Origin of the sequence: Pontimicrobium sp. IMCC45349, from assembly GCF_047219225.1 — a bacterium.
Classification (GTDB): domain Bacteria; phylum Bacteroidota; class Bacteroidia; order Flavobacteriales; family Flavobacteriaceae; genus IMCC45349.
In genome coordinates this window covers 3,385,624-3,407,266 of the sequence record NZ_CP178208.1, presented here as the reverse complement: position 1 = coordinate 3,407,266, position 21,643 = coordinate 3,385,624, and the positions used below count along the sequence as shown (strand labels likewise).

The window sequence follows — 21,643 nt, the reverse complement described above, 5'->3', positions numbered from 1 at the left end:
TATAACAATCCATTTACATTTCTTAAATGAATATTAAAGAACAAATTGAGGCTTTACGTGAAGAGTTAAGACAGCATAATTATAATTACTATACGTTAGATAATCCAACGATTTCTGATTATGAATTTGATATGAAACTTAAAGACCTTCAAGAGTTAGAGGCTAAGCATCCAGAATTTTATGATGCCAATTCACCAACATTAAGGGTTGGAGGGGAAGTGACTAAGAATTTTGAGACTATTGTTCATGAAAATAGAATGTATTCCTTGGATAACAGTTACTCCAAGGAGGATTTATTAGATTGGGAAAAACGTATCAAGAAATTAGTCGATGGCGATATTCAGTATACTTGTGAGTTAAAATATGATGGAGCTTCTATAAGCTTGACTTATGAAAATGGCGAGTTGCTTAGAGCTGTTACACGAGGAGATGGGTTTCAAGGTGATAATGTAACTACTAATATTAAAACTATTAAAACAGTGCCTTTGAAACTAAAAGGTAACTATCCTGAAAAATTTGATATTCGAGGAGAAATCGTTTTACCATTTGAGGGGTTTAATAAAATGAATGAAGAGCGAATTGCAGCTGGAGAAGAACCTTATAGAAATCCTAGAAATACAGCTTCAGGAAGTTTGAAATTACAAGATAGTGCTGAGACAGCCAAACGTCCTTTAGAATGTTTACTATATAGTATTGAAGGTAGAAATACAGGAATTGAAACCCAATTTGAAAACCTTGAAAAAGCAAGAGCTTGGGGCTTTAAAGTGCCAAGTGATGCCAAATTATCCAATTCTATAGATGAGGTTTTGGAGTTTGTGAACTATTGGGATACTGCGCGTCATGATTTACCTTACGAAACTGATGGTGTTGTAATTAAAGTAAATAGCTTGTATCAACAACAAGAATTGGGTTATACAGCAAAAGCACCACGTTGGGCAATGGCTTATAAGTTTAAGGCAGAACAAGTGTCTACTAAATTAAATAGTATTTCGTATCAAGTAGGACGAACTGGGGCAATTACACCTGTAGCTAATTTAGAACCTGTAGAATTAGCAGGAACTATTGTAAAACGTGCGTCTTTGCATAATGCAGATCAAATTGAGAAGCTAGATATTAGAGTGAATGATGAGGTGTTTGTGGAAAAAGGTGGGGAGATTATTCCAAAGATTATTGCTGTTGATTTATCTAAACGACCAGAAGACTCGGAACCAACACAATATATTACACATTGCCCAGAATGCAAAACTGAGTTAGTTAGAACCGAAGGTGATGCTAAACATTATTGTCCGAATTATAATGGTTGTAATCCACAAGTGATAGGACGTATTCAGCATTATATTTCTAGAAAAGCAATGGATATTGAAGGGCTTGGTGGTGAAACTGTAGCTTTATTGGTTAATGCTAGATTGATTTCTAATTATTCGGATTTATATGAATTAAAAAAAGAAGATGTGTTGCCTCTAGAGCGTATGGCAGAGAAAAGTGCTGATAATCTTATTGCTGGAATTGAAGCTTCTAAGCAAATTCCGTTTGAACGTGTTTTATACGCTATTGGAATTAGATTTGTTGGTGAAACTGTTGCGAAGAAGTTGGCGAAACATTATAAAAGCATTGATGCTTTGTCTTTTGCAAGTATAGAAGATTTGATTAGTGTTGATGAAATAGGAGAGAAGATCGCAGAGAGTGTTGTAGAGTTTTTTAGTTCAAAAGAAAACTATGAGGTAGTTAATAGATTGAAAAGTTTTGGTGTTCAGTTAGAATTGTCTGCTGAGGTTTTGGCTAATCAAACGAATAAATTAGAAGGGAGTGTTTTTGTGGTTTCTGGTGTGTTTACTCAGGTTTCAAGAAATGAGCTTAAAAAGTTAATTGAAGACAATGGAGGTAAAGTGTCTTCTTCAATTTCATCAAAAACTTCTTATTTGGTTGCTGGAGATAAAATGGGTCCAAGTAAACGTGCAAAAGCAGAATCGTTAAGTATAGCAATTATTACTGAACAAGACTTCTTAAATATGATTATTTAGAATAATTTAAAATTGTTAAAAATATCGATAAAAAGTGCTTTTTTATCGATTAATTGCAAAAAAGTTATATATTTGTCTGACAAATAGGACTATAACTATATGCAGAAAGGAAAAATTATATTAGGAATTTTGATTGTCATGACAGCAGGATTCTTGGGTCTTCAAATCTTCAATTTTGATGACCAAGCTAATATAGTTCGATCATTTCTTTTACCTATACTAACTGTTTATTATTGTATTAATGGAAAAAACAAGAATGGTTATTTTTTTGCTTTTCTAGTACTTTATTCAATTACTGAGTTAATGGGTTTATTTTCTAAGCAAGCAGAAGAGCATGTTTTTGTTGATAATATAATTTTTTATTTAGGTAATCTAATGTGCGTATTAGCTTATACGTTTTTATTTATTGAGGTGTATAAGTCTATGGATGTTAAAAAGATATTTAATCGTTTTGCGTTACATGTTTTTGTTTTAATAGCTTTAGATATTTACAGTGTTGTTTTAGTTACAGATATTGCTATAAAAAGTGATTATTTACATGGTCCTTTGGATTATTTTGTTGAGATTACTTACAACACAATTATTATGTTGTTGCTTACAATTACCTTAATAAATTATATAAGCAGAGATTCTAAAAAAGCGATGAACTTATTGTTGGGATCACTTTGTATAGTGTTTTCAGAGGTTATTCAAGTAGCTTATTATTATGTAACAGAAAAAAACATATTAATAGTTGTTTATTCTGCTTTATTGGTTGTAGCGTTCTATTTTTTCTATTTACAATCAGGTTTAACTTATTCTAGCGGAAGTCTGTATAGAGATTCCTTAGAAAAATCAGAAGTTTAATTTTTTTCCTATTAAAGGAATGTCTTTTCGATACATATATAAAATTGATAGAGATAGCAAAAAAGTTACTACTGCAGTATAAAACAATACACCACCATCATTTTTAACTTCAATACCTAGCTGAGTAAGATGCATCATTATTGCACCTCCAATTACACCTATAGTTATAGTAACTCCAGCCCAAACGGTTTTCGGAATTAAAAGTAAAATACCAGCAATTAATTCAATAATTCCAATTCCAATTCTTCCTATTGGTTCTAATCCAACAGTTTCAAAAATATAGACACTATCTGGATGTGCTGTAAACTTGAATCTTAGAGTTTGAATTAAAATAACTGCAACAATAATTCTTAAGGTTAATGGAATATGTTTTTTCATTGTTTGGTAAGTTTTTAAATTTTAAGTTTAGACGACTAAAATTCAAAAACTTACCAAATTTTAAAAATACTTATACAATTATGGATTTTCCTTTAGCAGATTTGTTTTTGTTTGAGTCAAAGTAAAAGTCAATTCTTCCAAGGTATAATCCATAACATCCTACTTGATTAACTAGTACATTTTCCCCAACAGAATTTTTTTCTATTGTTGGTTTAGGTAAAAAAGTGTGTGTATGCCCTCCAATAATTAAGTCGATGTCTTTAGTCGCTTTTGCTACTTTTAAGTCTGATACTTTTTGAGGTGCATTTTTATAGTTGTATCCTAAATGGGATAAACAAATAACCAAATCGCATTGTTCTTCCTCTTTTAAAATTCTACTCATATCTTGAGCAATTTCAATTGGGTCAAGGTATTTGGTTTCTTTGTACATGTCTTTAATAACAAGACCATTTAGCTCAATACCTAAGCCAAAAACACCAATTTTAATACCTTCTTTAATAAATGTTTTATAAGGTTTAACATGAGTATCCATTACTGTGTTTTTGAAATCGTAATTGGCAGAGACAAAATCAAATTTAGCATGAGGAATTTGTTTAAATAATCCATCAATACCATTGTCGAAATCATGATTTCCAATAGTAGCAGCATCATATTTAAGCATGCTCATTAGCTTAAATTCAAGTTCACCTCCATAATAGTTAAAGTATGGCGTGCCTTGAAAAATATCGCCAGCATCTAATAGTAGTGTGTTTGGGTTTTCTTTTCTAATAGACTCAACTAAACTAGCTCTTCTAGCAACGCCACCTTTATTTGCATTTCTTCCATCTTCTGGACCAAAAGGGTCAATATGACTATGTACATCATTAGTGTGAAGAATGGTTATTTTTTTTAACGGATTAGAAAAAGATTGCAATCCTAAACCACCTAAAGTTACTAGAGCTGTTGTAGCTGCTGTTTGTTGTAAAAAATCTCTTCTTTTCATGGTTTAGTTTGTTTTAATAAATCTGTTATCAATTTTTGGGTTAAGTGTGTCTTTTTTGCTGAAGTAATCTATAAGTACATTTCTTATTTTATAGTTTAAAACATGAAGGCTATCACTGCTTTTGAAAAAAGCCATTCTGTCACCTCCATTATATAAGTAGTCATTTGTAGCTATATGATATGTTTTGTCATCTTCTATTATAGCACCATTTATTAAGGCTTTTTTTAGATTGTAATCTTTGTCTAATTCTACTTCAAGACCAGCAATTGGATGTGCTCTTTTAGCAAATGTTAGGTAGTTAACTAGTTCTTTTACATGTTTTCCTTTCAAATCAGCTACAACAACACTATTTTCAAAAGGCATAATTTCATAAGCTGTTCTAATGGTAACATCTCCTTTTGATAAAATAGCTCTAATACCACCATGATTTAATAAAACAGCATCAATGTTTTCTCCTGTTCTTGATAAAAAAACTGGGTTTGATTCTTGTAAAACTGCATCTGCCATTAAATTACCTATAGCTGTGTTTAATTCACCATCTTTTTTAGAATAAGTGTCAACTGAATATGCCAATACACTATCTAAAGTCTTATTTACATTTTCTCTGTAAGGTTTAATAAATTCATCAATAGAAGAATCTGAATTTAAAGAGTCATTTATTTCTAATCTAGAACCTTCTATTTTAGTTAAATGGTGCTCGTTTTTACAAGATAAAAAGCATAGTAATGATAGGCTTAAGATTTGATATTTAATATTCATTTATTATAAGTTTTTAACAGAAATGTCTTAGTTGTTTTATTACATTTGTACAGCCAATAAATATAGATGTTTTTAAAGCGATTCAAGAATAAATCTAACCAAAAATATATTAACAATATTTTAAATGCTCGTGTTGTTAATGTTAACGATAATAAATTAGCGTCTGTAGGTGTTGTTCTTAGTATTGAAGAATATGCTAATCTTGACCAAATGCGCAAGTTAATGAGTACAGTAGGAGTAAAGGATAACAAGCTTAAGTTTATTACTTTTATAAATGATGAGAAGGATAAACCTAATAGTTGGGATGCTTTTTTTAATCCTAAAGAATTTGGATGGAGCGGAAAAATAGAAAATGCTGAAGTGAAAGATTTTGTAGCTACAAAATTTGATGCTTTAATAAGCTTTTATAAGCAAGATAATTTAGAATTAAACTTGGTAACAGCATTGTCACAAGCAAATTTTAAAATTGGCTTATCTAACAAAGATGAACGTTTGCATGATTTTATTATAGATGTAAGCCCAAATGATATTGATGTTTTTAAAAACGAACTAATAAAATATTTAAAAGTCCTTAATAAATTATAAAATGAGTAGATTAATAGGAACAGGAGTTGCGTTGGTAACACCTTTTAAAAGTGATTTAACTGTAGATCATGAAGCATTAGCAAATATTGTTGAATTTAATATTGTTAATGGTATTGATTATTTGGTGATCAGTGGAACAACAGGAGAGAGTGTAACCGTTACAGCAAAAGAAAAACAGGAAATAATTGCAACTATTTCTAAAGTTAATAATGGCCGTGTTCCTATGGTTTTAGGAATAGGAGGTAATAATACTTACGCAGTAATTGAAGAGATAAAAAGTACAGATTTATCTCAATTTGAAGCAATCTTGTCTGTAGCGCCTTATTATAGTAAGCCTACTCAAGAAGGATTTTATCAACATTTTAAAGCTATTGCTGAGGCTTGTCCAATAGGTGTGGTTTTGTATAATGTACCAGGAAGAACAGCAAAAAATATGGAGCCTTCAACAACAATTAGATTAGCGAATGATTTCGATAATATAATTGCAGTAAAAGAAGCAGGAAATAATGCACAACAATATTTAGAATTATTAAAAAATAAACCAAAAGACTTTTTAATAATTTCGGGTGATGATGATTTAGCTTTAGGTGTTGCTTTAGCTGGAGGTTCTGGTGTTATTTCGGTAATTGGTCAAGCATTTCCAGAGGCATTTTCTAAAATGATAAGATTAGGACTAGAAGGAAATGCAAAAGAAGCTTATGAATTGCATTATAAATTAATGGATATTGTAAGTTTAATTTTTGAAGAAAATAATCCAGCTGGAATTAAAGCTGTACTTGAATGTATGAATTTATGTAAAGATACAGTTAGATTACCTTTGGTTGTAGCTACAGATGATTTAAAAGATAGGATAAAAGACTATATAGCTAAGTTTTAATTTGGCAAAACGAATAAAAGACCCAGGATTAGGAAACACATCTTCACCATACGCAAAACGTATGGTGAATAAAGATGGTTCGTTTAATATTCAACATTTAAATAAGCCGACACAAATTAGAGAGGCTTATAATTATTTAGTGCATGTATCTTGGGCTAAGTTTTTTTTATTTGCGTTTTCAGCCTATATAGTTTTAAATACGCTTTTTGCTTTTTTATATTTATTAATAGGTGTTGAGCAAATTGCTGATGCTTCTGGAAATGTATTTAAAGACTTTTTAAATGCATTTTTCTTTTCATGTCAAACCATTACTGCCTTAGGATATGGTGCAATGGCACCTAAAGGCATTGCAAGTGGTGTTTTATCTTCGTTAGAAGCTCTAATAGGTTTGTTAATGTTTTCTTTTATAACTGGACTGTTGTATGGTAGGTTTTCAAAGCCTAAAGCATCTTTAAGGTTTAGTAAAAATATTGTTTTTAGAGATTTTAACATTACACAAGCAATAATGTTTAGATTGGTTAATAATAGAAAAAGTATTATGATTAACCCTAAAGCATCAGTAACATTAACATTATCCGAAAAAAATAATAAAGGCGAATATGTAAATACATTTTATAAACTTAAATTAGAAAGAGAGCAAATAACATATTTACCAACCACATGGACTATTGTACATGAGATAGATGATGAAAGTCCTTTGCGTAATTTTTCAAAAGAAGACATCGTAAAGCAAAATGGGGAATTTTTGGTAATGATTAGTTATTATGACGAATCGTTTAACCAAGAAGTACATCAATTATACTCGTATACTTTAAACGAAATAAAGGTAGATTATAAGTTTAAAAAAGCATATTATTATAATGAAGAAGGAAAAATGATACTTGATTATAAGCTTTTAGATGTTGTTGAACCTTCAAAAAGTTAAATATTACTTAAACCCTATTAAGTGATGAAAACACGTCTTATTTTAGCTTAAAATATTAGTTTTTAAAATACGTTTTAAATACGTATTTTTGCATCCTGTTTAAAATTATGAAGAAACTTTTTTACATATTATTGATAGCTATTACATTTAGCTCTTGTAGTGAATTCCAAAAAGCATTAAAATCTGAAGATATTGCTACTAAATTTAAAGTTGGAACAGAATTATTTGATGCTGGAAAATTTAGTAAAGCTAATCGTATTTTTATACAAATAGTACCAAAGTATAGAGGTAAGCCGCAAGCAGAGAAATTAATGTATATGTATTGTAAAACGTTTTACGAAATGGGAGATTATTATACAGCGAATTACCAAATGGAACGTTTTGTAAGTTCTTACCCAACAAGTGAAAAGCTTGAAGAAATTGCTTTTTTAGGAGCTAAAAGTTATTACCATTTATCTCCAGTGTATTCTAAAGAGCAAAAGGATACTAAGGATGCTATAGAAAAACTGCAAGCATTTATTAATAGGTTTCCAGAATCTTCTCACATGGAAGAAGCTAATAAATTAGTAAAAGAGTTAGATTATAAACTAGAAAAGAAAGCTTATAATATTGCTTTACAATATAATATTACGGGACCTCATAATAGAGATTACAATGCTGCAATTACTGCATTTGATAATTTCTTATTAGATTTCCCTGGAACATCTTTTAAAGAAGATGCTATGTTCTATAGGTTTGATTCTGCTTATAAATTAGCAATTAATAGTGTAGAACATAAAAAAGAAGAGCGTTTAAATAACGCTATAGCATATTACAACACTTTTGCTAAATTATATCCTGAATCTCAATACAACGAGCAGGCTAAAACAATGAATGATGAGTTAAATAGTGCTGTGAAACAATATATTACTAAAAGTTAATTATTTATATAAAGATGGATTTAAAGAAAGTTAATGCTCCTGTAACAACTGAAACGTACGATAGAAATGCTATTGATGCGCCAACAGAAAATATTTACGAAGCAATTTCGGTAATTGCAAGAAGAGCTGAGCAAATTAATACTGAGATAAGAAAAGAGCTTATCGATAAGTTAGAAGAATTTGCTACTTATAATGATAGTCTAGAAGAAATTTTTGAAAACAAAGAACAAATCGAAGTTTCTAAGTTTTACGAAAAATTACCTAAGCCACACGCTTTAGCTGTTCAAGAATGGTTAAACGAAAAAATTTACTACAGAAATACTCAAAACGAGTCTCAAGAATAATTAGTGATGTCTATTTTACGTGGCAAGAATATACTATTAGGTATAACTGCTGGTATAGCTGCGTATAAAACAGCTTCACTAGTACGATTATTTATAAAAGCAGGTGCAAATATTAAAGTTGTTATGACACCTGCTTCTAAAGATTTTGTTACACCTTTAACATTATCTACCTTATCCAAAAACCCTGTCTATTCTTCATTTACTAATGAAGATGATGAAAACTCTGTATGGAATAATCATGTGGATTTAGGACTTTGGGCTGATTTGTTTTTAATAGCGCCAGCAACAGCCAATACCTTATCTAAAATGGCAACTGGCAATAGCGACAATTTTTTATTAGCTACATATTTGTCGGCAAAATGTCCTGTGTACTTTGCTCCAGCAATGGATTTAGACATGTATAAGCATGAATCTACAAATAACTCTATAAAGGCTTTAGAGGCTTTTGGAAATGTTATGATTCCTGCTACTAGTGGTGAATTAGCAAGTGGTTTAGTAGGAATGGGAAGAATGGCTGAACCAGAAGATATTGTTTCATTTATTGAGAATCATGTACTTAATGGGCTACCGTTACATGGTAAAACAGTTTTAATAACTGCTGGACCAACTTATGAAGCAATAGATCCTGTGCGTTTTATAGGAAATCATTCAAGTGGTAAAATGGGATTTGAAATAGCTAATGCTGCAGCACAATTAGGAGCTAAAGTAGTTTTAGTTTCTGGACCAACTCATCAAACAGTAAGCAGTGATTTAATAGAAGTTATTCCTGTAGTTAGTGCTCAAGATATGTATAATGCAGTGCATGAGCATTATGCTACTGTTGATGTAGCAATTTTATCTGCTGCTGTAGCAGATTATAAGCCAAAAAACCCTTCAGATAAGAAAATAAAAAAGAAAGATTCTACGTTAACTTTAGAGTTAGAAAAAACCAAAGATATCTTAGCTTCATTAGGAGATATTAAAGATAAACAGCTTTTAGTTGGTTTTGCTCTAGAGACTAATAACGAATTAGAGAATGCAATTGGTAAGTTAAAAAAGAAGAATTTAGATTTAATTGTATTAAATTCGTTAAACGATAAAGGTGCTGGATTTGGTGGAGCCACTAATAAAGTATCCATTATTGATAAAAATGAGCATATTACTAATTATGAATTAAAGTCTAAGGCTGAAGTTGCTCAAGACTTAATGCGTGAAATATTAAAACAAATTGATGCGTAACTTTTTATTTATTCTTTCATTAATATTTACAGTTTCTATTTCGGCTCAAGAATTAAACTGTAATATAGTTGTTAATGCACAACAAACAGGAAATGAAAACGTACAGGTATTTAAAACTTTAGAGAAACAGCTCAATGAGTTTGTGAATAATACACAATGGACAAATAAAAAGTTTAAACCACAAGAACGTATTGAATGTAGTATGGTAATCAATGTTCAGGATTATAATAATGATTCTTTTCAAGCTACTATACAAGTACAATCGGCTAGACCAGTTTTCAATTCTACTTATGCAGCTCCTGTTTATAATTTTAATGATAGAGAGTTTAATTTTAGGTATTTAGAATTTCAAAATTTAAACTATAGTGCTAATCAGTTTGAATCTAATTTAGTATCTGTTATTGCTTTTCATGTAAATATGATTTTAGGAATGGATGCAGATACGTTTGAGTTAAATGGAGGTAACAAGTATTACGAGCAAGCAAGAACTATAGTTGGTTATTCACAACAAAATAATGCTGCAGGTTGGGAGCCACCAAGAGGAGGTGATCAAACAAGAAGTGCGTTAATAGATAATGTTTTATCTAGTAGGTATAAAGAGTTTAGAAGTGTAATGTATACATATCATAGAGATGGATTAGATAATATGCATGTTGACGCAAAAAAAGGTAAAAAAGCAATTGCTGATGCATTATCATCTTTTAATGCAATGTATAATAGACGCCCAAATTCATTTATTTTAAGAGTGTTTTTTGATGCAAAAGCTGAAGAGATTCAAGATATATTTTCTGAAGGACCAAGTGTAGATATTGCTAACTTAGTGACTACATTATCAAAAATAGCTCCTACGCATTCAAGTAAATGGAGAAATATTAACTTTTAGTGATTAAAATAGTATCTTTATTAGGTAATTAATCTAAATAAAATAAACTTCAAAGCTTGCTTACTTCATTATCAATTAAAAATTATGCTTTAATAGATAGCTTACAGGTAGACTTTAATAATGGTTTGACTATTATTACAGGTGAAACTGGAGCAGGAAAATCTGTTTTACTAGGAGGTTTATCGCTTATCTTAGGAAATAGAGCAGATCTGTCTAATGTTAAAGATGCTTCAAAAAAATGTATAGTAGAAGCTACATTTGATATTGCTAGTTATAATCTTAAATCACATTTTAAAAAGTTTGATTTAGATTATGAAACTGAAACCATTATTAGAAGAGAAATATTGCCTTCTGGCAAATCAAGAGCTTTTATTAATGATACACCTGTAAATTTAAGTGCTTTATCAGCTTTAAGTGATTTTCTAATTGATATTCATTCTCAACATCAAACTTTAGAGTTAACTAACGATAGTTTTCAGTTTAAAGTAATAGATGCATTAGCAAACAACCAGAAGTTATTAAGTCAATATCAAAATGATTTAGTAGCCTATAAAAGATGTAAGAAAGAGTTAAAAGATTTGTTAGAAACTAAGTCAAATGCTATAAAGGAGCATGATTATAATTTGTTTTTATTATCAGAACTCAACGAAGCTAAATTGGTTTCTGGTGAATTAGAAAGTTTAGAATCAGAATATGAGGCATTAAATAATGTAGAAGATATTAAAGAAGCATTGCAATTAGCATATCAAGTTTTGAGTGATGAGCAATTGGGAGTGCTTAAAAATTTAACTGAAGCAAAAAATAGTCTTCAAAGAATTGAATCAATATCTAAAGATTATCAAGAACTGTTTAGTAGAGTAAATAGTACATTGATAGAGTTAGATGATGTGTTTCTGGAAATAGAGGCTGCTCAAGATAAAGTAGATGCTAATCCAAATAGGTTAGAAGAGGTTAATAATAAGCTTCAAATTATAAATAATTTATTATTAAAGCATTCAGCATTTAACATTGATGAGTTATTAGTAATTCAAGAAAACTTATCAAATAAAGTTTCTACTGTTGAAAATATTGATGATGATATTTCTAAAAAAGAATCAGAATTGTCTAAAATTGAAGGGCAACTAAACAAGCTTGCTTTAGATATTAGTAATAAAAGAAATCAAGTTATACCAAGCTTAACTTCTGCATTAGAAGCTGTTTTAAAGGATTTAGGAATGCCTAATGCAAAGTTTGATATTACAGTGAAACTTAATGATGAATTTCTGTTAAATGGTAAGGACGAGTTGTCGTTTCTTTTTTCAGCTAATAAAGGAGGTCAGTTTAATTCATTAAAGAAGGCAGCTTCTGGAGGTGAATTGTCTAGAATTATGTTAGCTATTAAATCCATTTTATCAAAATATATACAATTACCTACAATTATGTTTGATGAGATAGATACTGGTGTTTCAGGTGAGATATCATTAAAAATGGCAAGTATTATGCAGCAAATGAGTAAAACAATGCAAGTATTTGCAATTACACACTTACCTCAAATAGCAGCTAAAGGAGATAGTCATTTTAAAGTATATAAGGAAGATGTAAGTAATATAACTTTAACACATTTAAAAAAGTTATCTATTGATGAACGTATAGTTGAAATTGCTCAAATGATTGATGGGAAAGAAATGTCAACCTCTGCAATTGCTCATGCTAAGCAATTACTTAATTAATAGTATCTTTGCATCTTAAAATAATAAAACTAACAACGCAATAAAATTAATATCATATGTCTTATAATTTATTAAAAGGTAAAAAAGGAATCATTTTTGGAGCACTAGATGAAAACTCTATCGCTTGGAAAACTGCAGAACGTGTTCATGAAGAAGGAGGAGAGTTTGTATTGACAAATGCACCAGTTGCTATGAGAATGGGACAAATTAATGAATTAGCAGAAAAAACAGGTTCTCAAATTATTCCTGCTGATGCAACTTCTGAAGAAGATTTGCAAAATCTTATTGAGAAATCAATGGAAATACTAGGAGGTAAAATCGACTTTGTTTTACACTCTATAGGAATGTCAATAAATGTTAGAAAAGGAAAGCACTATACAGACCAAAATTATGCTTGGACTCAAAAAGGTACAGATGTATCTGCAATGTCTTTTCATAAAGTAATGAAAACATTATACAAAGCAGATGCAATGAACGAATGGGGAAGTATTGTAGCTTTAACTTATATGGCCGCTCAGCGTGTGTTTCCAGATTATAATGATATGGCTGATAATAAAGCTTATTTAGAAAGTATAGCTAGAAGTTTCGGGTATTTCTTTGGAAGAGATAAAAACGTAAGAGTAAATACAATTTCACAATCACCAACACCTACAACGGCTGGAAGCGGTGTAAAAGGTTTTGATGGTTTTATTGCTTATGCCGAAAAAATGTCACCATTAGGAAATGCAACAGCTATGGATTGTGCTAATTATACAGTTTCATTATTTAGTGATTTAACTAAGCGTGTTACATTACAAAATCTTTATAATGATGGAGGATTTAGTAATATGGGAGTTAGTGATGCAGTAATGGAAGCATTTATAGAAAAGGAATAAACTTTTCTTATATATAAATATTAAAGCCTTGTTCATATGAACAAGGCTTTTTTTATTAAAAAATAAAATGAATTAACCTTTTGTCTTGTTTTTTTGCTTTTTATCTATTGTTTTGAGGCTGTTTTGTTGTTTAATAGTTTTTAACCTGTTTGTAGCTAGTTTATTAGGTTTTAGCTGTGATTTTTATTTACTCGAAAATTCATTTTATCGGTTTTTATTGCCTTTTGTCGATTTGCTAAACTATTAACATATTAAATCAAATATTATTAATACGTTTAAGAATTCAATTAATTTTAACTAACTTAACAAAAGACGAAACATGAAAAAAATTACTTTATTTTTTACTTTTTTAGCGTTTATTTTCGGCTATCAAAGTTATGCCCAATATGGTTGTGGTGATGGAGTTGTTATAACTGACGGTTATACGGCTTCAGGGATTACTTCTCCAGGAACTGCTGGTCCAGAAGACTGGAATGATAATCCTACTGTAGAGTGTGGAGGAACTAGCAACTTTTATTGGGATGATGATGTGTACTTATTTGAGTATACAGCAGGTGCTAATGATGAAGAAATATCAATGACGACATTTTCAAGAAATTCTTGGAATGGTTTAGGGATTTTTGCAACTTGTACAGGAACAGCATTAGATGATTGTTTAGATACTCAAGGAACAACAGGAGGAGATTCTACAAAAACAGTTACAGCTATAATTTCAGCAGGTCAAACAGTTTATATTGCTGTTGGACAATGGGGAAGTCCTAATGATTTAGACTTTGATGTAACTGCGTTTTCAGCTATTCCTTTAGTTAATCCTCCTTCTTGTACTTTACTGGATTCTCCAGCAGATGGGGCTACAGATATTATTAGTCCTACTTTAACATGGTCTACTGCACCAGGAGGAACTACAAGTTATAAATTAAATATTGGGACTTCATCAGGAGCTACTGATGTAGAAAATGGTCTAGATGTTGGAAATGTTTTAACCTACGATTTAACTTCTTTAAGTCCTAGTACTACTTATTTTGTAACCGTTATAGCAAGTAATGCTAATGGTGATGCTACTGGATGTACTGAAACTAGTTTTACAACTGCAGCTTTGCCTACTTGTGCTGATAATGCAGTTTCTACACCAGACCCTTCTTGTGGTAATTTTGATGTGCCGTTATCTTGGGATGCTGCAACTAATGCTACAGGTTATGTTATTACTGTAGGAACTACTCCAGGAGGAACTGATATTTTTGATAATGTTGACTTAGGAAATGTTACATCAACTACCATTACTGCAGATAATCTCACTTTAGATACAACTTATTATTGGACAGTAACTCCTTATAGTGCAGTAGGCTCTGCTACAGGATGTTCAGAAAATACATTTGCTACTGTAGCAACAGGTTGTTACTGTACTTCAGAAACTGCAAGTATAGATGGTAATGGAATTGGAAACTTACAAGTTGGTACTACAGATTTTCCTAGTGCGGGAACTTTGTCATATGAAGATTTTACTGGTTCACCAGTTGATTTAGCTGCGGGAATCTCTTCAAATGTTCAAATAACTTTTGAAACAGGTTATACTTATGGTGTTACAATATGGATAGACTTTAATGATAACTTTACATTCGAGCCTTCTGAAATGGTTTATAGTGGAGGTGAAAGTACTGCTGACAATCCTACAACTTTTGATGCATCATTTATTATGCCTCCTGGAGCTACTCCTGGTGTGCATAGAATGCGTATTGGTTCAGATGATACAAATGCAGATTCTGAAGACCCATGTAATAGCACTACATGGCATGTAACTATGGATGTAGATGTAAACATTGTGGCAGCATCTTGTTCTCCTGCTGCAGCTACAGCTGTTATTAATGCTGATTGTGGAAATGATCAATTTTTTATCGATGTTGATGTAACAGATTTAGGAGATGGTACTCCAGAAATTACTGATGGTGTTAGTACTTGGTCTATAGCTGGAACTGGAATTACTCAAGTAGGGCCATTTGCTAGTGGAGATTCAGTTTCGTTAACAGTAACTCATGGTACAGATAGTACTTGTGACTTACCTTTAGGAAATTTTAACTATACATGTCCACCTTCAAATGATGAACCTGCAAATGCTATTGATTTATCTGTAGACGCTGGTTATTGTGATGGTGTTAATAATAATGGTGATAATACAGCTGCTACTGATTCTGGAGAAGGAGCAGGTAGTTGTTTTAATGGAGGAGCTAGTGATGATGTTTGGTTTACTTTTACAGTACCAGCAGGAATTGCAACTGTAGATGTATCAACTGATTTTACTGGAGGTACAAACGTAGATACAGAAATTGCAGTGTATTCTGGTACACCTGGAGCTTTTACAGAGATAGCTTGTAGTCAAGATGAAGGAATAACAATTTTAAGTAATGGATCTTCTTATAATTCTTTAATAACTAATTTAGCTGTAAACATAGGAGAAACTTATTATGTTCAAGTAGCTGGATATGGTACTACTAATCAAGGTACTTTTTGTTTAGAAGTTTCAACTAATACTTTAGGTCTTGAAGAATTTGAAACTTTTGGATTTGAATATTTCCCTAATCCAGTTAATGATAAATTAAGTTTAAGAGCTCAAAATATTATTCAAAATATATCTGTATATAATATGTTAGGTCAAGAAGTAATTAGAACTTCTCCTAATGTAGCATCTAATGAGTTAGATATGTCTAATTTAGAATCTGGAGCTTATTTTGTTCAAGTTACTATTCAAGATATAACAGAAACAATTAGGATAATTAAAAAGTAATTTTTAATTACTTCTCAAAAAAACCTCGTTTACATTTAAACGAGGTTTTTTTATTTTAGACTAATCTTTTATTTGTATTAATAAGTATTTTTTAAATTACTATGCTAAATAGTATTAGATGAGGTGTCTGAAGATTTTATTTTTAATTAGTTGTTTGCCTATTTATGGACAAATAACTTTTACTAATCAAGCAACTAATGCTGGTGTTGGTATTACAGCTGGAACTACAATATGGGGAAATGGCATAAATTTTACCGATTATAATAATGATGGTTGGGATGATATTACTTTATGTACCGAATACGCTGATCCTTTAAGGTTTTTTAAAAATGTTAATGGCACATTTGTAGAAGAACAGTTGTTAACACCTCCAATCACTTATCAAACAAAACAAACGAATTGGGTTGACTTTGATAATGATGGAGATAAGGACTTGTTTGTTACAAGTGACACTGATGGTGTTAGGTTGTATCAAAATATAGGAAGTTCTACATTTAATGATATTACTGTATCTGCTGGTTTTCCAATTACTAATATGTATACATATGGAGCGTCTTGGGGAGACTATAATAATGATGGTTTTTTAGATGTTTATATAAGTAATCGTGATGAGGTTACGTTTTCAACACCTAATTTTTTATATAGAAATAATGGAGATGGAACTTTTACTGATGTAAGTGTTGCTGTAGGTTTGAACCCAGATGCTCATTCTAGTTTTTGTTCAGCTTTTTTTGATTTTAATAATGATGGTTTCCAGGATATTTTTGTTGCAAACGATAGATATGTTTTTGAAAATTATCTATATAAAAATAATGGAGATGGTACATTTACTGATATTGGAGCTTCTTCTGGTGTAGGACTGTTTATGGACGCTATGTCTGCTACTATAGGTGATTTTAACCATGATGGATGGTTTGATTTATATGTTACTAATACAGCCAACTTAGGTAATGTTTTTTTTATGAATAATGGAGATGAAACATTTACTAATATTTCAGCAACAGCTAATACAGAGTTTAATGGTATTGCTTGGGGATCTGTTTTTTTAGATGCAGATAATGATATGGATTTAGATTTATATGTAAGTGGTAAAATGGAACCTGTAGTAGAGTTAGTTCCTTATGCTTTATATGAAAATAATAATGATGGGACATTTTTTGAACCTACCTTAACAGGATTAGAAATTGATGATAGTTCAAGTTACTCAAATGCAATAGGTGATTATAATAACGATGGTAAAATTGATATTATAGTTGCTAACGATTTAGATGATAATATATTTCTTTGGAAAAACGAAACTGTTAACTCAAATAATTGGTTAAAGGTAAACTTAGAAGGTGTTACAAGTAATAAAGATGGAATAGGTTCGGTAATTGAAATTAGTATTAATGGAAATAAACAATATCGATATACACTATGTGGAGAAGGTTATTTGTCGCAAAATTCTAATACTGAGTTTTTTGGATTAGGAACTAATACAGTAGTTGATTATGTTAAAGTAACATGGTTAAGTGGTACTGTAGATGTTTTTACTAATATAGCTGCAAACCAAATAGTTAATATATTAGAAGGTGATGAAACGTTATCACAAAGTAGCAACACTCAAAGTGAATTTGAGTTATATCCAAATCCAACAGAAAGCATTATAAATGTGAAATCAAATTCAATAATAAAATCTTATGAATTGTATGATTTATTAGGAAACATTTATCTTAAGAAAGATAATTACAGTAACCTAGCTACTATAGATTTGTCGGATTTATCTACAGGAGTTTATTTTGTAAAAGTTGTTGATAATGATAGAGAAAGTATTCATAGGGTTATAAAAAAATAGTTTTTATGCTTTTAACAACTCTATGATATAGTAAATAATGTATTAAATTATAACTAATAAACTTTTTTTAAAGGACTATGAATATAAATAGGTTATATGGCTTAATTTTAATTGTTTTTTTACAATCAAATACATTAACAGGTCAAATAAGTTTTTTAGATAAGTCAATTAATTTGGGGCTAAATGTTAGCGCTGGTAGTAGTTATTTAGGGAATGGTATTTCTTTTTGTGATTACGATGGTGATGGTTGGGATGATATAACCCTTACGACTGATGATACTCAAGGAGTTCGTTTTTTTAAAAATATTAATGGAACTTCTTATGTTGAACAATTTTACAACATATCCAATTTATTATCTCAAACTAAACAAGTTAATTGGGTAGATATAGATAATGATGGTGATAAAGATTTATTTGTTACGAGTGATACAGTAGGAAATAAACTGTTTTTGAATACAGGCAATTTTGTGTTTCAAGATATAACTATTGTTTCTGGGATGGATGTCTCTAATACATTTTCATTTGGAGCTTCTTGGGGAGATTATAATAACGATGGATTTTTAGATGTTTTTGTTAGTAATAGAAGTCAAACTATAGCAAATGTTCTATATAGAAACAATGGAGATAATACATTTACAAATGTAAATGTATTAGCAGGTATTTCAACTTTGGGTCATATGGCATTTTGTTCAGCTTTTTTTGATTTTAATAATGATGGTTTTCAGGATATTTATGTTTCAACCGATAAATATGGATATGAAAATTTGTTGTATAAAAATAATGGAAATGGTACGTTCACTGATGTAAGTGTATCATCTGGAACTAATATTAATATAGATGCAATGTCAGTAACGATTGATGATTTTAATAATGATGGATTTCAAGACATATATATAACCAATAGTCAATTAGGAAATGTATTATTTAAAAACAATGGAGATGAAACATTTACGGATATTGCTTCATCATCGGGAACCACTTTTAACAGTATAGGTTGGGGAGCTGTTTTTTTAGACGCTGATTTAGATACTGATTTAGATTTGTATGTAAGTAGTGAGTTTGATGGTTCAATTCCAATATTCCTTTCTGCTGCTTTTTACGAAAGTAATGGAGACGAAACATTTAATTTAAGTAACTCTAGTTTTAATAATGATGAAGCATCAAGTTTTTCTAATGCAGTTGGAGATGTAAATAACGATGGGAAGCTTGATATTGTTGTTACAAATAATTTTAATGAAAATATATACTTGTGGCAAAATTTCACCACAACTACCAATAATTATTTAAAGGTGAATTTAGAAGGTGTCCAAAGTAATAAAGATGGTATAGGTTCAATTATAGAAATATCCATTAATGGTGTAAAACAATATAGATATACACATTGTGGTGAAGGTTATTTATCTCAAAATTCTAGTTCAGAGATTTTTGGTCTAGGAACTAATACTACAATAGATTATGTTAAGGTAACATGGTTAAGTGGTATACAAGATGTTTTTTTTAATGTAGCTTCAAATCAAACTCTAAATATAGTAGAAGGTTCTTCAACTTTATCGATGCCAAGTTTCATTAATAAATCTTTTGTAGAGTTATATCCAAACCCAGTAAAAGATTTGTTAAATGTAAAATCAAAATATTTAATAGAACAACTAAATATCTATAATATTATGGGAAAAAAAGTTTTAGAAAAAAATAATACTAATATTGTAGATTTAGGTGAATTAAGTTCTGGTGTTTACATAATTAAAGTAAGAACTTCTGTTTCAACGTCTACTCATAGGTTTGTTAAAAAATAACCGTTATTAGTTAAGCTGCTTATTCACAGTTAGATATGTTTTTTGTCGATAAATTAGGGGTTTTTATCGATTTGTGAAAAATACTATGAATTTATCATTTCAAAATCAATACTTTTAAAAAGTATTCAACAAATAAAACATATTAATATGAAAAAAACTACTTTATTATTTTTTGTTGCACTGTTAAGCTCTTATTCTTTATTAGCGCAACACACTTTTGGTACACAAGCTGGACCTTATTCTGTTGTTGCAGATGATGGACCTGTTACTGTTGGTATTAACGATGTAGGTAATACAGCTGCTGCACCTGCTGGAAATTATGATACTTTTATTGTAACTGTAGATTGGGTAGACACTAATAATGCTTGGTCTAGTGAGGCAGATTTAACAGTAACTACTACAGCTGGTTCAGTAACAATTGATCCAGCAACGAGTGGGGCTGGAAGTTCTGGTGCTGCAACTACTATGACTTTTGAAGGTACACTGGCTGGTGTATATACACCAGAAACTGATGGTTTTCTCGAAGTAGCTTTAAACCAATCTTATGCAGGTTCATCTGCAGATTGGACAAATATTTCAGTACAAATTATTCCTGCTTTAACATGTACGCCTGCTGCTGCTACAACTACAGTAGTGCCTGATTGTGCTAATACTCAATTTAGTGTTGATGTAGATGTAACTGATTTAGGAGATTCAGGAACGTTAACAATTGCTAACGATGCTGGTGTGGCTTCAACTGATGTTACTGCAATAGGAATTGTAACTGTTGGACCTTTCCCTGATGCGACTAATGTGGTTATTACATTACAACATGAAACAGATCCATTATGTAATGTAGATATGGCTCCTGTTGTAAATGTATGCCCTCCAACTAATGATGAATGTGTTGATGCTATTGCTTTAGCATGTGATGATGTTATTGTTAGTGATACATCTCTTGCTACTGATAGTGGTTATAATGCTTCTTCAGATGTTTGGTATTCTTATACAGGAACTGGTTTAGAAGATGTTACTTTGGCGTTATGTAATTCTAATTATGATACTTATATTAGAGTATTTGAAGATTGTGCTGGAACTAATGAAATAGGAAATGATGATTCTTGTGGAACAAGATCTGAAGTTACTTTTACTTCAGATGGAGTTACTACATATTATATATTAGTAGAAGGTTATGCAACTAATGCAGGTGTGTTTGAATTAACAGTTTCTTGTGCTGCTAATATTCCACCACCAGCAAATGATGATTGTGGTGCTGCTACGCCATTAACTTTAGGTGTTGAACTTTTTGGAGAAACTAATGCAGGTGCAACGCAATCTGCTGGTGATCAACCAACATGTGATTCTTTTGGATTTATTGCTGATGTTTGGTATTCTTTTGTTGCTCCAGCAAGCGGAGAAGTAACCATCCAAACAACTTTAGGAACTGCTGATAATGCTAATGTTGCAGTTTATGATGACTGTGCTAATTTGGATGCTAATGCTATTGGTGCATGTACTGATGATGTTGGAGCAGTAAATGCTGATTATACAGGATTGACTCCAGGAGCAACTTATTATGTTAAAGTTTGGAATGATGGTGCTTTACCTCCTCCAACAGCTGGTAGAGTAGAAGGATCTTTTGATATTCTTGCTTCTGATACTACATTATCAATTGGAGGTGTAGAGGGTAATAATGCTTTTGAATATTTCCCTAATCCAGTAAATGATAAATTAAGCTTAAGAGCTCAAAATAATATTCAAAATGTAGTTGTATTTAATATGTTAGGACAACAAGTTATTAGAACTTCACCTAATTTAACTTCTAGCGATGTAGACATGTCTGCATTACAAGCTGGAGCATATTTTGTACAAATTACTATTGAAGATAAAACAGAAACTATTAGAATTATTAGAAAATAATATTAAAATAATTTAG

At 30.6% G+C, this 21,643-nt stretch carries 18 protein-coding genes; 15 read left to right on the top strand and 3 right to left on the bottom strand.

The window, feature by feature from the left end; translation table 11 throughout:
* The first annotated feature begins 26 nt into the window (after window positions 1-26).
* Both ligA and ACLII3_RS15660 read left to right on the top strand, forming a co-directional pair.
* Window positions 27-2,021 carry an NAD-dependent DNA ligase LigA gene (ligA, locus tag ACLII3_RS15665; protein WP_412985441.1) on the top strand — a complete coding sequence of 665 codons (1,995 nt, stop codon included), beginning with the start codon at window positions 27-29 and terminating at the stop codon, window positions 2,019-2,021.
* A gap of 99 nt (window positions 2,022-2,120) precedes the next feature.
* Window positions 2,121-2,867 carry a hypothetical protein gene (locus ACLII3_RS15660; protein ID WP_412985439.1) on the top strand — a complete coding sequence of 249 codons (747 nt, stop codon included), beginning with the start codon at window positions 2,121-2,123 and terminating at the stop codon, window positions 2,865-2,867.
* On the opposite strand, the gene ACLII3_RS15655 is transcribed toward ACLII3_RS15660, so the two are convergent.
* The 3 genes from ACLII3_RS15655 to ACLII3_RS15645 form a co-directional block, all read right to left on the bottom strand.
* The gene (locus ACLII3_RS15655; RefSeq protein WP_412985438.1) at window positions 2,856-3,245 is read right to left on the bottom strand and encodes a DoxX family protein; all 390 of its coding nucleotides are present in this window, start codon (window positions 3,243-3,245) and stop codon (window positions 2,856-2,858) included. The two genes, ACLII3_RS15660 and ACLII3_RS15655, sit on opposite strands and share 12 nt — an antisense overlap.
* Before the next feature lie 70 nt (window positions 3,246-3,315).
* Window positions 3,316-4,227, bottom strand: a complete 912-nt coding sequence (locus ACLII3_RS15650) for a metallophosphoesterase (protein WP_412985436.1) — start codon at window positions 4,225-4,227, stop codon at window positions 3,316-3,318.
* Between the two features lie 3 nt (window positions 4,228-4,230).
* Window positions 4,231-4,986, bottom strand: coding sequence for a 5'-nucleotidase C-terminal domain-containing protein (locus ACLII3_RS15645; RefSeq protein WP_412985435.1), 756 nt, complete (start codon window positions 4,984-4,986; stop codon window positions 4,231-4,233).
* Between the two features lie 66 nt (window positions 4,987-5,052).
* On the opposite strand from ACLII3_RS15645, the gene ACLII3_RS15640 reads away from it, so the two are divergent.
* From ACLII3_RS15640 to ACLII3_RS15580, 13 genes are all read left to right on the top strand, one after another.
* Window positions 5,053-5,571 carry a DUF6913 domain-containing protein gene (locus ACLII3_RS15640; protein WP_412985433.1) on the top strand — a complete coding sequence of 173 codons (519 nt, stop codon included), beginning with the start codon at window positions 5,053-5,055 and terminating at the stop codon, window positions 5,569-5,571.
* 1 nt (window position 5,572) lies between these two features.
* Window positions 5,573-6,448 carry a 4-hydroxy-tetrahydrodipicolinate synthase gene (dapA, locus tag ACLII3_RS15635; protein WP_412985432.1) on the top strand — a complete coding sequence of 292 codons (876 nt, stop codon included), beginning with the start codon at window positions 5,573-5,575 and terminating at the stop codon, window positions 6,446-6,448.
* Window position 6,449: 1 nt separating this feature from the next.
* Window positions 6,450-7,373, top strand: coding sequence for an ion channel (locus tag ACLII3_RS15630; RefSeq protein WP_412985431.1), 924 nt, complete (start codon window positions 6,450-6,452; stop codon window positions 7,371-7,373).
* 107 nt (window positions 7,374-7,480) lie between these two features.
* A complete protein-coding gene (locus tag ACLII3_RS15625) occupies window positions 7,481-8,293 on the top strand; it encodes an outer membrane protein assembly factor BamD (protein WP_412985429.1) in 813 nt (270 codons plus the stop codon).
* 14 nt (window positions 8,294-8,307) lie between these two features.
* A complete protein-coding gene (locus tag ACLII3_RS15620; RefSeq protein WP_412985427.1) occupies window positions 8,308-8,637 on the top strand; it encodes a DNA-directed RNA polymerase subunit omega in 330 nt (109 codons plus the stop codon).
* Window positions 8,638-8,643: 6 nt separating this feature from the next.
* Window positions 8,644-9,855, top strand: coding sequence for a bifunctional phosphopantothenoylcysteine decarboxylase/phosphopantothenate--cysteine ligase CoaBC (gene coaBC / locus ACLII3_RS15615; RefSeq protein ID WP_412985425.1), 1,212 nt, complete (start codon window positions 8,644-8,646; stop codon window positions 9,853-9,855).
* Window positions 9,848-10,738, top strand: a complete 891-nt coding sequence (locus ACLII3_RS15610) for a DUF4835 family protein (protein ID WP_412985423.1) — start codon at window positions 9,848-9,850, stop codon at window positions 10,736-10,738. Before coaBC ends, ACLII3_RS15610 begins: the two co-directional genes overlap by 8 nt.
* A gap of 56 nt (window positions 10,739-10,794) precedes the next feature.
* Window positions 10,795-12,447 carry a DNA repair protein RecN gene (gene recN / locus ACLII3_RS15605; RefSeq protein WP_412985421.1) on the top strand — a complete coding sequence of 551 codons (1,653 nt, stop codon included), beginning with the start codon at window positions 10,795-10,797 and terminating at the stop codon, window positions 12,445-12,447.
* 56 nt (window positions 12,448-12,503) lie between these two features.
* On the top strand, window positions 12,504-13,322 hold the full coding sequence (locus ACLII3_RS15600; RefSeq protein WP_412985420.1) for an enoyl-ACP reductase: 819 nt from the start codon (window positions 12,504-12,506) through the stop codon (window positions 13,320-13,322).
* 319 nt (window positions 13,323-13,641) lie between these two features.
* On the top strand, window positions 13,642-16,101 hold the full coding sequence (locus ACLII3_RS15595) for a T9SS type A sorting domain-containing protein (protein WP_412985418.1): 2,460 nt from the start codon (window positions 13,642-13,644) through the stop codon (window positions 16,099-16,101).
* A 118-nt stretch (window positions 16,102-16,219) separates the two neighbouring features.
* Window positions 16,220-17,935: an FG-GAP-like repeat-containing protein gene (locus tag ACLII3_RS15590; RefSeq protein ID WP_412985416.1), complete on the top strand. Its 1,716-nt coding sequence runs from the start codon at window positions 16,220-16,222 to the stop codon at window positions 17,933-17,935.
* Between the two features lie 77 nt (window positions 17,936-18,012).
* A complete protein-coding gene (locus ACLII3_RS15585; protein ID WP_412985414.1) occupies window positions 18,013-19,728 on the top strand; it encodes an FG-GAP-like repeat-containing protein in 1,716 nt (571 codons plus the stop codon).
* A 147-nt stretch (window positions 19,729-19,875) separates the two neighbouring features.
* Complete coding sequence (locus ACLII3_RS15580) at window positions 19,876-21,627, top strand: T9SS type A sorting domain-containing protein (RefSeq protein WP_412985413.1); 1,752 nt, start codon at window positions 19,876-19,878, stop codon at window positions 21,625-21,627.
* Window positions 21,628-21,643 lie beyond the last annotated feature (16 nt).